This window comes from Paenibacillus sp. FSL E2-0151 (assembly GCF_037993015.1).
Taxonomy (GTDB): Bacteria; Bacillota; Bacilli; order Paenibacillales; family Paenibacillaceae; genus Paenibacillus; species Paenibacillus amylolyticus.
The window spans coordinates 3,677,395-3,691,760 of record NZ_CP150308.1; the positions used below are offsets into that span (position 1 = coordinate 3,677,395).

The following is a 14,366-nucleotide window of genomic DNA, read 5'->3' on the forward strand; positions in this document are numbered from 1 at the left end:
TATGCACAGTATGAAAGCGTTTGACTTATTTGAATATCAATCTATAATGATGAAAGGAAATTGGACTTGGACAGGATACAGACAGCCTGTCCGCTTGAATGTATATTCAGAGCAAGCTTCCATACGCAGGAGGCTTGCTGTTTCATTTTCAGAAGGAGAATAGGTTCCCATGACACTTAAAAAAAGAATATTTTTACTGTTCTTTCTCAGTGCGTTTATCCCCTTTATCAGTATATTTGCGATTTCTTATTATACGATCGACTCCATTTTCGCAAATAAGATCGATGATGGTATCCGTAGCAATTTACAGCAGGTGACATCCTCATTGGAGAATTCCATCACCAATCTGAATCATGTGACGCAACAATTATCTTACAGGGGTACTTTAGGCAAAAGAATGGATGAATTCTTGAATCCGTCCTCCGATATCTTCGAACTGATTGAGGCCAGGGACGAATTAAAAAACGAGTTAAGTGTTGTGACCTTCACCAATCCTAATATCGGATTGACCCTATATTACTTTCAAAAAGAAGGTACTACTCAGTTCGGCAACTTTCCGATTAAGGATCGTTTCTCTCCTGAGTCTCTGCCTGTGCTCTTCCAAACCTATGGCATTAAGTACTATGGCCCCCATATGAGTATGAACCGATTTGATGATCAACTCGTTCTGTCTGCTATGCGCAAAGTGCAACTATCCGAGAGGAACGACGTGTTCATTTACGTAGAATCAGGCTTTCGCCTCACTCAAGATATCTTGGGCTACAATCAATACAACGGCGCATTATCTCATCTCATCCTGGATGGTGAGGGAAACATTGTGTACAGTGAAATACCGGAAGCCATGAAGGTAGGGGAGAATTTCTCCAGCTTAACAGTAGATCCTGCCAAAGACGGGATATCCCGCGGGTATCACTGGTTCAAGGAGGATTCCTCACAGAAATGGAGTGTCGTATCGGTCATTTCGCAGTCTCAATATCAACAGGAGAAAAACCAGTGGTTGCTTCAAATTTTGCTGGTCGCTTTATTTTTCCTCGGCTTTACCGTGTTTCTCGCTTGGCTTCTGTGGAAGATGGTCTACAAACCACTCGGTCTGTTTCATTCGGAGATCAATGGAATGTCCAAGAATCCACAAACAAAAGGGAGCCGAGCTCGCACTCAGATTCCCGAATTTGATTTTCTGTTGGGTGAATTTTCGAATATGCAGCATCAGATTGGTGACCTCTTCAAGGAAGTTCAGCAGAAAGAGAAGATTCGTGCAGACCTGGAAGTGGAAAAGCTACTCTATCAGATCAACCCGCACTTTCTAATGAATACGCTCGATACGGTACACTGGTTGGCCGTCATGAACGGACAAGGGGAGATCGACAAGCTGGTACAATCGTTGAACAAGCTGCTCTATTACAATCTAGGCAAATTAGGGCAAGTATCCACTATGGAAGAGGAGATCGATGCCCTAAGACAGTATCTAATTTTGCAGCAAATTCGCTATGACTTTGAATTTGACGTCCGCATTACTGCAGATGAACAAGTACTTCAAATTCCTGTGCCCCGCTTTATTCTGCAACCGCTGGTTGAAAATTCGTTATATCATGGATTAAGTGACGAAGGTTTTATTCAGATTGAAGTGACATGCACTTCAACGTTGAACATTATGATACAAGATAATGGTGCAGGTATGACTGAGGAAACCATTCATAATCTGCTGAACAATCGTGAAGCTGAACAACAAAAAGTAGGGATGGGCATCGGTCTCAATTATGTTCACCGCATGTTAAAGGCACAGTACGGGGACCAAGCACAACTGGTGATCGAGAGTGAATTGGGAACAGGGACAAGCATACTGCTCGTATTGCCTATTAAAGGAGAAGATATCTCGGCATGATTAAGGTATTGATTGTAGATGATGATAAGCTGGTACGCAAAGGCATTAGCTCTGCGATGCCATGGAACGAGTTCAACATGGAGGTTGTAGGAGAGGCCAGCAACGGGGCGAAAGCGCTGGATTTCCTAAAAACCCAACCAGTCGATCTGATGCTAACGGATCTTGCGATGCCCGTCATGTCAGGGATTGAACTGATGCGAGCTGCGAGGCAGCTCTATCCAGAACTTCATATTGTTGTGTTAACACTGCATCAGGATTTCGATTATATCCAGGAAGCGCTAAGACTCGGAGCCATCGATTATATAGCCAAAGTGCAGCTGGAGAAAGAGCAATTCGAACATGTTCTGCAACGGATTCATACCCGAATTAACGGGTTGACAAGCACGATAAGAAAGATGCCATCGCTGGATGAAATCAATGTCCATTATCGAAATGTGTATGCACTTGTTTCACAGGATCGTAAATCAGAGCAGAAGTGGCCAATGGAGCTAACTGCGCATGAAGATGAGATTAGATGGGAGGTTGAGCGTAATAGCTGCATGTGGGCTGCACCCCCGTCCGAAGAGGATCAACTATTTCATCAATTGAAGGAAGGCCTGCATCACGTTCCCCAGTGTACGTTGTTAGTTTTGTCTGATGTACAAGAGCGAACATGGTCGCAAATCAAAAACTGGATTAGGAATTATACAGAGACGACTTTATTCTATGCGTACAATCCCAATAACCAAGTCATTACCATTTCCATGAATGAAGAAGATACATTTTCAAAAGAACCGCAGGATGAGGACCTTGACCGGATTAAACAAAGTTGGTTCCAAACCCCATGGACCCACCATGACAGTTACTACAATCAACTCATTGATCAGTTTATATCCTTACGATTACATAAAGGTCAGTTGATGGGATTGCTGTACTCAATCGTGATGGAATGGAACCACCTTTTTGCCCAAACTACGCTTGGAAGAATCGCGATGATCCATTCTTTCGAGTCTTGGTACGAGGTTGAAGAATGGATCAAACAGACTGCTGCAAGCATTCGCAAGGCTGATGAACAGACTTCGTACTCACAGGAAATCATCGATGCCGTGAAAAAAGCAGTGATGATCGTGCAGCAGGATTTGGAACAGGCCTATACAGCTTCAGGTCTCTCCCAACAACTCAATATCAGCCGAAGTTACTTCAGTCAATGTTTCAAAGATCTGATGGGGAAAACCTTTAATGAGTACTCCCGCTTCATCCGGGTAGAGAAATCCAAAGAGTACTTGCTCAATACGAATAATACGATTTTCTGGATTGCGGAGCGAGTGGGTTATACGGATGAAAAATATTTCAGCCGGATTTTCCGCGAACTGACAGGTCTTCTGCCAAGCGAATATCGGCAGCTAGGTAGAGGAAATAAATAGCCGACAGCTTCCTGTTTTAGGAGCTGCCGGCTTTTGTTTTGATCGAGAAGAGGGGTAGATAGACAAATGTTAGTCAGTAGGTAGGGTAAATGATCACAAGTTAACCATACTTCATCATACGGACTGAAAACTGTAACCATTTCTCTATCCAAACGGACGTGTAATCCCTATCTCGATTGGCCTTCACTTCATTTTATAATGAAAGCGCAAACAAATATATTGAACATCAGAATAAAGGGGAATCGAACTAGATGAGAACAAAATGGTCTATGAAAAGCAAACGGGTGACAAAGCGTCTGGCCGTGCTGTCCATGTCCGCCTTGATGGTTGCAGCCCTAGCGGCATGCGGAGGCACTTCCAATCCTCCTACTGCAGAGGAAGCAGGCAAATATGAGGTAACGCCTGGAGATCCGTTCAGTGCCTATAAAGACGAAATTACCGTAACCATGGGACGGGTAACCACAGCCAACCCAAAACTGCCGACTGGTGATACCTATGAGAACAACGCATATACTCGGCTGGTCAAAGACACGTTTAACGCTCAGATTACAGATCAATTTGAAGCCAATGGTGAAGATTATAGTCGTCAAGTATCGCTTGCCATCGCATCCGGGGAATTGCCTGACATGATGCGTGTTGATTCCAAAGATGAACTGAAAGAGCTGGTGGATAACGACCTGATTGAGGATCTGACATCCATTTACGATCAATATGCCACGGATAATATCAAGCAAATGTACGATTCCTACGACGGCCGAGCATTAGACAATGCAACGATTGATGGACGTTTGATGGGACTTCCGGCGACTTCCCTGGATTCCGCACCAACGATGGTTTGGGTCCGTCAAGATTGGCTGGATCTGCTGGGGATTCAACTTGATGCAGATGGAGACGGCGCCATTTCGCTGAATGAGGTGGAGCAAACAGCACTGGAATTCCTGAAAAGAGATCCTGGTCAATCCGGGAACCCGGTAGGTATTCCATTTGTGAACACGATGAATACAACAGATTATAATGGCTCTGCTTATACGATGCTGGGTGTGGCCTCAACCGAGGGAGCCTTCCCGCAATATTGGATGAATGGTGAAGACGGCAAAATCGTGTATGGTTCCACAACAGAAGAAACGAAGAAAATGCTGGGTACCATGGCGGATTGGTTCAAGAATGGTATTATCGACCCGCAATTCGGAACCCGCACGTTTGATGATATTACCGCACTCTACGCCAATGGCCAAAGCGGTATTGCCTTTGGACCGTGGCATATCCCTGACTGGGGACTGATCAGTGCAAAACAGATGGATAAAAATGCGAAATTCTCGGCTTATACGCTGGAAGATGCAGACGGCAAGGTCAACGTGGCGCATGCCAATCCATCCAATCAGTTTATCGTGGTGAGAAAGGGTTATGAACACCCTGAACTGGCCGTTAAGATTGTAAACCTGTTCTACGATAAACTGGCCAATGATAAAGATGCCGCAACAACCATGCCGGAAGCTGCCAAATATCAGGAGACCGGGGTAGACGGATCTACGAGACCTTTTAATATCGAAGTCAACTCGGCTACATCGCTGCTGGATGATTACTCTGATGTTGTTCGAGGAATCAAAGGAGAGATTTCCCTGGATGAGGTTCGCACTACCGAATCGAAGAACAATATCGGAAGCATCAAAACCTATTTGAGCGACATGGATACGGATGATGTGACTGCTTGGTCAAAATATCATTCGCGGATCAACGGAGTGGGACTAATCGACAAACTGACACAAGAAAGCAAATTTGTATGGATGACACCTGCTTTCTCTGGCACTACACCAAGCATGAAACAGACGTGGGCCAATCTGACGAAGTTGGAACAGGAATCGTTTATCAAAATCATAACGGGTTCAGAATCGCTCGATTACTTCGATACATTCGTGAGCAACTGGAAGAAACAGGGTGGTGATCAAGTCATTCAGGAAATTGAAGACGAGATCGCATCGAAACAATAATATCCATGAAAAGTGGAAGGGCTGCGATACGCAGCCTTTCTTCAACGAAAGGGGTTCATCCATGAAACAGGGGAATTTGAAAGCGCGAGGGCGGCTCGGCCCAGGTGCCATGTACCATATGATGATGATTCCGGGCATTTTATTTTTGCTTGTATTCAGCTATGTTCCAATGGTCGGTATCATTACAGCGTTTCAGGATTATATACCGGCCAAGGGCATGTTCGGCTCTGAATTTGTAGGCTTGAAGCATTTTATGTATATGTTCAAGCTGCCGGATATCGCGCAGGTCGTCAGCAATACGTTGGTGATTGCGATTGGCAAGATTCTGCTCGGAACGATGATGGCCATCATTTTTTCCGTTTTATTAAATGAAATTCGTATCAAATACGTTAAAAAATCCGTGCAGACGATTGTTTATCTGCCACACTTTCTATCCTGGGTTGTTCTGGCATCCGTCGTTGTCAACATGTTCAGTCTGGATGGTATTGTGAATCAAATGTTGGCATTTTTTGGCCTCGAAAATATTAATTTCCTTGGCAGTAACACCTGGTTCCAGCCACTGATTATAGGAACTGATGTATGGAAAGAATTTGGTTACAGTTCCATCGTCTATCTGGCTGCCATTACGTCCATTGATCCCGGTCTGTATGAAGCGGCAGGAATGGATGGAGCCAGTTGGTGGAGAAAAGTATGGCATATTACATTGCCAGGCATGCTGCCTATTATTCTGCTCATGGGCGTAATGAGCTTGACCAACATTCTGAGCGCCGGTTTCGATCAAGTCTATAATCTGTATAACCCGGTTGTCTATGAGTCAGGCGACATTCTGGATACTTATGTCTATCGGATCGGTCTTGTTGGGCGACAGTATAGCTTCGGTACAGCTGTTGGTTTGTTCAAGTCCGTAATCGGCATTGTTTTGCTCTTGTCTGCCAACCAGTTAGCCAAAAAATATACGGATCGAAAAATATTCTAAGGAGGCCAAACCTGTGTCCTATTCTGCAAACTTCAAAGATCGAATTGGCCGGTTTGTCATCTATGCCATCGTCATCGTGCTGGCATTGGTCTGCCTTCTTCCGTTATGGAATATCGTCGCCATTTCATTCAGCAGCAGCGAGGCGGTATCCGCAAATGCAGTAGGTCTCGTTCCGGTCAATTTTACAACAGCGGCTTATACCAAAATTATTGATGATGCACAGTTCTGGCGTTCCTTTGGCATATCTGTTCTACGTGTCGCGCTTACTCTTGTGCTTAACATGATTTTGATTATTTTAATGGCTTATCCGCTATCCAAATCGAAGAGGGATTTCAAAGGCAGAAACATTTATATGAATATCATGATTTTTGCCATGTTGTTTAGCGGAGGCATGATTCCGAGTTACCTGCTGATCAAAAACCTGGACATGCTGAATACGATATGGGCACTCGTTCTGCCAGGCGCTGTCCCCATATTCAGTGTCATTCTCGTGATGAATTTCTTCTCCGCTGTACCTAAGGCGCTTGAAGAAGCAGCATTCATCGATGGAGCAAATCCCATTCAGGTCTTGTTCAAAGTGTATGTCCCTGTGTCCATTCCTGCGCTGGCGACAGTCGCCTTGTTCAGTATCGTGGGTACATGGAATGACTTCTTCAGTGGTTTGATCTATATGACCAAAGTTAGCAATTACCCGCTAATGACCTATATTCAGTCCCTTAACGTGAATATTGCCGATTTGCTTCAAGCTGGCACCAATTCCAGTGAACTCAGCAACCTGACTGAAATTTCGAACAAAAACCTGAACGCAGCCAAAATCGTAGTTGCTGTTATCCCGCTATTGCTGATTTATCCCTTGCTGCAAAAATACTTTGTGACTGGCATTGTCGTAGGATCGGTCAAAGAATAGCCTTAGAAAGGTTGAATGGAACATGGAAAATAAAAAATGGTGGAAAGAAACTGTTGTATATCAAATATATCCACGCAGCTTTCAAGATCGAAACGGTGATGGAATCGGAGACTTGGAGGGCATTGTGTCTCGATTGGATTATTTGCAGCAACTCGGCATTGGTGCGATCTGGTTATCACCTGTCTGCAAGTCTCCTCAAGATGATTACGGATATGATATTTCAGATTATCAGGACATCGATCCGATGTTTGGGTCTTTGGAAGATATGGAAACGTTAATTCTTGAAGCCAAGAAACGAGACATTCGGATCATCATGGATTTGGTGTTGAACCATACCTCGGATGAACATCCCTGGTTTCTAGAAGCCAAAAAAGGTAAAGACAATCCTTACCATGACTACTACGTCTGGAGAGATGGTGTTGAAGGAACGCCTCCGAACGACTTGGGGTCTACCTTCAGTGGTTCAGCCTGGGAATGGGTGCCTGAGATCGGGCAATATTATTTGCATCTTTTTTCCGTAAAACAGCCTGATCTCAATTGGGAAAACCCCAAAGTCCGGCAGGAGATATACAACATGATCAATTGGTGGATCGACAAGGGTGTGGGTGGTTTTCGACTTGACGTGATCGACTTAATTGGTAAAGAACCGGATTTGAAAATTACGGGAAACGGACCTAATCTGCATAAATACATCAGGGAACTGAGCAAGGAGACGTTTCAAAAAACAGAAGACCTGCTTACGGTTGGAGAAACATGGGGCGCCACTCCGGAAATCGCCAAACTGTATAGCAACCCAGACGGCAGTGAATTTTCAATGGTATTCCAATTTGAACACATCAGTTTGGATGAACAAGAAGGCAAAGGAAAGTGGGATCTTAAACCTTTGGATGTGATGGCATTAAAAAAAGTGCTGTCCAAGTGGCAAACGGAGCTCAAGGGTGATGCTTGGAACAGTCTGTTCTGGAATAACCATGACTTGCCTCGAATCGTATCACGTTGGGGAAATGATGGAGAATTCAGAGTTGAATCAGCTAAAATGTTGGCTACCCTTCTTCATGGCATGCAAGGTACGCCTTACATATATCAAGGTGAAGAGCTGGGTATGACGAATGTTCAATATGCGATCGAGGATTATCGGGATATTGAATTACTCAACTTTTATAAGGAAAGAATGGGGAAAGGTTATCCTGAACAAAGCGTGATGGAGTCGATCTACGCCAAGGGACGTGATAATGCACGCACACCTATGCAATGGGATACTTCAGATAACGCGGGTTTTACACAAGGGGAACCTTGGATTACGGTGAATCCAAATTATAAGCAGATCCATGCCGAGGAAAGTTTGAATAATCCCGAATCCATATTCCATTATTACCGGAAGTTAATTCAATTACGAAAAGATCATGAAGTCATTGTATATGGTGATTATGAGCTGATCTTTCCAGAGAACCCAGACGTGTTTGCATATACCCGAACGCTGAACGGTACGACAATTCTTGTGGTATGCAATTTCCAGGGATATACGACTGAACTTCCCCTTCAGGAGCAATTGACAGGGTCCCATCGGCTTTTGATAACTAACTATACAGGTGAACTCTCGGAGAGCGAATTACGTCCATATGAAGCCAAGATGTACCTTATCCATGATTAAAGCATAATACGTTATATAATGTTCAGTTCTCAAGAAAGAAGGATTGTATTCAATGAAAAGAGTATGGTGGAAAGAAGCAGTAGCTTATCAAATCTATCCGAGAAGTTTTATGGATTCCAACGGAGATGGGGTTGGTGACATCCAGGGGATCATATCTAAACTGGATTATATTCAAGATCTCGGTATTGATCTGATATGGATCTGTCCGATGTATAAGTCACCTAACGACGATAATGTTTATGACATCAGCGATTACTGTTCCATTATGGATGAATTCGGCACGATGGCGGAATTTGATCAATTACTGTATGAAGTTCATCTTCGCGGCATGAAACTCATTATGGACTTGGTGATCAATCATACAAGTGACGAACACCCGTGGTTTATTGAATCCAGAGCTTCGCTGGATAACCCCAAACGGGATTGGTACATCTGGAGAGATGGGAAGAATGGGGACGAACCGAACAACTGGGAGAGCATCTTTGGCGGTTCTGCTTGGGAATATGATGAAGTCTCCGGACAGTACTATCTCCATCTGTTCTCCAAAAAACAACCGGATTTGAATTGGGCAAATAAAGAAGTTCGGAAATCCATATATGAAATGATGAATTGGTGGCTGGATAAAGGGATTGATGGTTTCCGTGTGGATGCAATCAGCCATATTCACAAAGAAGAGGGCCTCTTGGATATGCCAATCCGAGAAGGCGTCAAATACATCTCCTCTTTTGAAAAGCATATGAATGTGAAGGGAATCCAGAGTTATCTGCAAGAAATGAAAGAGAACACATTATCCAGATATGACGTCGTGACTGTTGGGGAAGCAAATGGAGTTAAGGTAGAGGACCAAGAAGATCTGCTGGATTGGATCTGTGAAGTCAGAGGGAAATTTAATATGGTCTTTCAATTCGAACACCTGGACCTTTGGAAAAACAGTACAGACAGGCAACTGGATGTTCCCAAACTGAAAAACGTCTTGACCAAGTGGCAAAAATCACTGGAAGGCGTCGGCTGGAATGCTTTATTTATTGAAAATCACGATCAGCCTCGCAAAGTTTCATCTTGGGGAAATGATACGGAGTATTGGTATGAAAGTGCCACAGCACTTGGAGCCATGTACTTTTTCATGCAAGGCACACCTTTCATATATCAGGGGCAAGAGATAGGCATGACAAACGTGGCTTACCCATCCATAGCGGATTATAACGACATAGCCGATCGGAATTTATATCAGATCAAACGCGAAGAGGGGATGTCGCATGAGGAGATCATGAACATCATCTGGGCTTCGAGTCGCGATAACTCCAGAACACCGATGCAGTGGTCTTCGGCCAAAGAGGCCGGGTTTACCAGTGGAACACCATGGCTGAAGGTGAATGACAATTACATTAATATTAATGTAGAGAAACAACTCCAGGAACCACGTTCTATTCTTCAATTTTATAAAGAAATGATTCAGCTGCGAAAAGAGCACGATACGCTGACTTATGGGATCTATGAGCTTCATATGCCGGATCATCCGAGTGTATATGCATATACACGTACACTGGCAGATCAACAGGTGCTGGTAGTAATCAATCTTTCTGAACACATGGTGGAGCTTGAGGAAGATGAGCTTGGCCTCAACTTCTCAGAGATCTGGCTTACCAACTATGAGAATGGCTTGCTGCCACTGGTGTTGCGACCGTTTGAAACTATTGTTGGATTAAGCGATATAGTAAAGTAAAGTAGGATACGTAAAAAGAAAAAGGCGCCTATATCATTCAGAAAATGATATAGACGCCTTTTATTGTTGTATAACCACATGAAAATTAGCTGCGAATATTCGTTTTATTGATGGAGAACATCCGCGTATTCGGAAATACGTTCGAAACGTCCCTTGGCAAACGGACATAGAGGTAAAATCTTAATACCGTTTTCCCGCGCGTATTCCACCATAGCTTTGATAAGTTCATCGCCAAGCCCTTGTCCTCGGTAAGCATTTTCTACCAAAGTGTGATCAATTATGTATAGCTCTGGACTCGAGATTACATAGGTCATCACCGCAGCAATGTCACCGTTATCTTGAATAAGGAATCTTTTATTGGCAGGTTCATGTTCTACGTTATGCATGTTCATCCTCTTTCTTTGTTGAATATTCACCGTCCAGAAGCTTATACGTCAATGCTCCGCTTGGACATGTGTCAATATGCCGGGCAATGGCCTCCGAAGTGTCACCATCAGGATCAACCCAAGGACGCTTGCTTAAATCAAAAACAGCAGGAAGGCCCTTTACACAAATACCGGAATGAATGCAAACATCCGAGTTAAACATAACCTCGATATCTTTACCGTAATATAATTTCTCTTTAACCATAATGCATTCACATCTTTCACTGTTGAGTTTGAGTTTGTTTACAGATCGATATCCCAGGCATCCATGGTAAGTCATGTCTGGCAGGCTCTTAATGTTCGAATTATAAATGAGGAATCATTATTAAGTCAACGTGACGAATCTCCTAATTCGTTGGTGGAAGCTGCTGATCAGAACCCTGAGTCCTCCGAAAAATTAACGCTCCAAGAAAGTTACGTTTCCGGCGGCGATTCTAAATTGTCATCTAACAACACCCTTAATGAGATTGGGAAATTATTTAGTGACTTCGATCTGAAATTGATCGGAATATGATTTGAGGTTGCCTGCAAGACCAGCGAGTTCCCCGGAGATGTTCGACAGTTCGTTTGCCGATCGCTGCTGCTCCACAGCACTAGCCGTGACTTCTTCGGCCATGGCTGAAGTTTCCTCGGTTGCGGAAGCAATATAACTGAGATTCTGTTCCAACTCCTGACGAATAGAGTGCATGTCCATCGTCCGGCTGTCTAAACTCTGAGCCAACTCATGCACTTCGGTCGATAAGCGGCTAACCTGTCCAAATGCCTGGAGACAATCAGCGATCTGTTTCTCCTGTTCTTTAACAGCTACCATATTTGCATCAAAATGACTGCCCATCCGATGTATCTCTTGAACAAATGAACCCAGGATCTCATCAATCTCCTGGATCGAACGTTCGGATTGTTGAGCGAGCTGTCCCATTTCCCCAGCAACGACTGCAAAGCCTTTACCCGCTTCTCCAGCTCGGGCAGCTTCAATTGAAGCATTCAGGGATAGAATTTGAGTTTGTTTTAAAATGTTGTGAATTTGACCGCTAATAGAGGAAGCGAGTTCGGATTGAGTCGTCAGAGACCTGGAAATATCCTGTTGATGCTCAACACGCTTGGCATTCTCTCTGCCCTTCTCAAGTAGAACCTCATGTTCACGTGTAACTTGTACTTGAACAGAAGATAGCTGCTCTGAAGTATAAGTAAACTGTTTCACATATGAACCTACTTCATCCATTATTTTGCCCAGATTCTCTGAATGCTGGACGGAGTGTTCTGTCTCTTCAGCCTGTTTCATTGAACCTATGGCAATCTCCTCAATCGCTCTGGAAAGTTCTTCGCTCTGACGCTGGTTTGTCTGAGCGGTTTCCGAAATATCTTTTGATGACTGCTGTAATGTATTTGATCCTTGCTGTATTCCCATCAGAATGTTCGTCAATTGGGCAACCATGATGTTAATCAAATCACTAATGTCACCGAGTTGATCATTGGACATATGTGTGGATACGACTGTAAGATTCCCATCAGCAACCTGCTCGAGACTTGACTTAATATCGCGTACTTGTCTAAGAATACCTCGTACTACGAATAACATCATGACCAAAGAAAGAATCAGTACAACCACAAAAATCGGGATTATGGTCCGATAAGCATTATTCACAGATGTCGCGGAGACTTGACTCACTGCTTCAGCAGAAATATCAATGCCCAGATAGCCAATGACAGTACCTTGCGAATCCTTGATTGGTGTAAAGGAGGACAATAGCTGTCCCCAGGTTGGATCATCTACAATGCCTGTTGTGACGACTTCACCACGTAACAAGCGTTCTTGAATCTGGGGATTGAATTCCATTGCAGTGCCGTAAGGACTATACTCTGTATCATTCCAATCCGCTCCATCCACGGTGTAAATCCACCCGTCCGAAGTTTTGTTATACATATAAACATACAAGGCTCCCGATTGAAGCCTAACTTTAACGAGTTCGTCCCTAAGACTTTTATATTCGTTGCTCTCCTCTGAAGCAGTAGAAGATAATGTCTTAATTAATTCCGACTCCTGACCTAGTTGAGAGGCGGTATTCACAGCCAGCTGCTGATTGTTATGCTGCATGGTCATTAATGATGCATTTTCACTGGAGTCGATGGTGGCCCATATGATTAGACCGCCCATGGCCAGTAGCGGAACCAGAATAATCAAATACAGTTTGAACCTTAAATCCATCTTTTTTTTGCGAGTCTGTCTCACGTACGGTTCCCCCTTGGATGTAATAAAGTAAATATGGTTATTCGTATAACCCCATACTATTTATCGTAATATTGAAGGGGGAAATGAAGACTAACACTAAATTTGTATATACATATACGTAGGAGAATATGATCATTTGTAGTACCAGTGCACTCAACCCGAATGTAGAAGTTACGTCTTGCATCAAGAAACGTTGTCATTAACCAAAAAAAGCTCCACCAGCTTTATGCCAGTGGAACGCTTAATTTTTCTCTAAGACATTCTGTTCAATATACAAATATACTCATGGATGCTCATTGCAGAAACGGTCGATATAATCGGAACATTGCCCAGGTTCATCTTCCATAACGAAATGACCTGCTTTGGGAATGACATGCAGGCAGGCATGGGGAATATCCTGGACAAGCCTCTTTGCATAAGCGAGGGGCTGCCATTCATCTTCTTCCCCCCATAAAATTTGAACGGGAACCTTCAGCTTGGGTAAATCTGTTCCATAGGATTCAGTATATTTTGCATTATAGTGAGCTACCTGATGGGAGAAAAAAGAGGCTTTGCCCAATGAACCTGCATGAGGTTCCAGATATGCATCCAGTGTATCGCCAGTCATAAGCTCTTTATTATACACTGCCATGGGTAATTGTTTCTTTAGCATGGTATCAAAATCAGCACGGGGCATTTGTTCAACCTGTTCAAGCTGTTCTTCAATAATTTTCTTCCAGGTTGGTGAGGGCCACGAATCATAGCTGGGCATGTTGAGTAACGTAAGCGATTGTACACGCTCAGGTTGTTCCTGAGCCAGTTGGAGGCCAACAATTCCACCTAGATCGTGGGCTGCGACATGTAAACGATCCATTCCAAGTTCGTCTAAAAGCTGACTGAACAGCGTATATTGTGCTGCCACAGAAGTATCTGCTTCGAGTGGTCTTTCGGATGCTCCATATCCCAGAAGGTCATGAACGTAGACTTTGTATCCTTTTTGAACCAGAGCGGGTATTACTTTTCTCCATTCATAGCTATAAGAGGGTGTTCCGTGAAGGAGCCATATGGGAGAGCCTTCTCCGTATTGCTCATAAGCGATTCGATATCCATTAATCAAGATGGATGACGTTGCTGCTGTTTGCATAGTGATTACTCCCTTCCATAAACGATTGAGATTAAAAATGAAATGGGCTCTTAATGAG

11 protein-coding genes are annotated in these 14,366 nt (G+C 43.7%); 7 read left to right on the forward strand and 4 right to left on the reverse strand.

Annotation, left to right across the window (positions count from 1 at the left end; all coding sequences use genetic code 11):
* Window positions 1–169 precede the first annotated feature (169 nt).
* The 7 genes from MHI55_RS16610 to MHI55_RS16640 all read left to right on the forward strand — a co-directional run bounded on the left by MHI55_RS16610 (window position 170) and on the right by MHI55_RS16640 (window position 10,530).
* On the forward strand, window positions 170–1,882 hold the full coding sequence (locus MHI55_RS16610) for a histidine kinase (RefSeq protein ID WP_076253171.1): 1,713 nt from the start codon (window positions 170–172) through the stop codon (window positions 1,880–1,882).
* The gene (locus tag MHI55_RS16615; RefSeq protein WP_076253172.1) at window positions 1,879–3,285 is read left to right on the forward strand and encodes a response regulator; all 1,407 of its coding nucleotides are present in this window, start codon (window positions 1,879–1,881) and stop codon (window positions 3,283–3,285) included. Before MHI55_RS16610 ends, MHI55_RS16615 begins: the two co-directional genes overlap by 4 nt.
* Before the next feature lie 251 nt (window positions 3,286–3,536).
* A complete protein-coding gene (locus tag MHI55_RS16620; protein ID WP_076253173.1) occupies window positions 3,537–5,273 on the forward strand; it encodes an extracellular solute-binding protein in 1,737 nt (578 codons plus the stop codon).
* A gap of 61 nt (window positions 5,274–5,334) precedes the next feature.
* On the forward strand, window positions 5,335–6,249 hold the full coding sequence (locus MHI55_RS16625; protein ID WP_076253174.1) for an ABC transporter permease subunit: 915 nt from the start codon (window positions 5,335–5,337) through the stop codon (window positions 6,247–6,249).
* 13 nt (window positions 6,250–6,262) lie between these two features.
* Window positions 6,263–7,156, forward strand: a complete 894-nt coding sequence (locus tag MHI55_RS16630; protein ID WP_076253175.1) for a carbohydrate ABC transporter permease — start codon at window positions 6,263–6,265, stop codon at window positions 7,154–7,156.
* A gap of 22 nt (window positions 7,157–7,178) precedes the next feature.
* Window positions 7,179–8,807 carry an alpha-glucosidase gene (locus MHI55_RS16635; RefSeq protein ID WP_076253176.1) on the forward strand — a complete coding sequence of 543 codons (1,629 nt, stop codon included), beginning with the start codon at window positions 7,179–7,181 and terminating at the stop codon, window positions 8,805–8,807.
* 52 nt (window positions 8,808–8,859) lie between these two features.
* A complete protein-coding gene (locus tag MHI55_RS16640) occupies window positions 8,860–10,530 on the forward strand; it encodes an alpha-glucosidase (RefSeq protein ID WP_076253177.1) in 1,671 nt (556 codons plus the stop codon).
* A gap of 104 nt (window positions 10,531–10,634) precedes the next feature.
* Here MHI55_RS16640 and MHI55_RS16645 read toward each other — a convergent pair whose 3' ends face one another.
* From MHI55_RS16645 to MHI55_RS16660, 4 genes are all read right to left on the reverse strand, one after another.
* Entirely contained in the window at window positions 10,635–10,916 is a 282-nt protein-coding gene (locus MHI55_RS16645; protein WP_036615433.1) for a GNAT family N-acetyltransferase, read from the reverse strand.
* Window positions 10,909–11,160 carry a (4Fe-4S)-binding protein gene (locus MHI55_RS16650; RefSeq protein ID WP_036616061.1) on the reverse strand — a complete coding sequence of 84 codons (252 nt, stop codon included), beginning with the start codon at window positions 11,158–11,160 and terminating at the stop codon, window positions 10,909–10,911. Before MHI55_RS16650 ends, MHI55_RS16645 begins: the two co-directional genes overlap by 8 nt.
* Before the next feature lie 270 nt (window positions 11,161–11,430).
* Entirely contained in the window at window positions 11,431–13,185 is a 1,755-nt protein-coding gene (locus MHI55_RS16655; protein ID WP_076253178.1) for a methyl-accepting chemotaxis protein, read from the reverse strand.
* A 283-nt stretch (window positions 13,186–13,468) separates the two neighbouring features.
* Window positions 13,469–14,308: an alpha/beta hydrolase gene (locus tag MHI55_RS16660; RefSeq protein WP_076253179.1), complete on the reverse strand. Its 840-nt coding sequence runs from the start codon at window positions 14,306–14,308 to the stop codon at window positions 13,469–13,471.
* Between the last annotated feature and the right edge of the window lie 58 nt (window positions 14,309–14,366).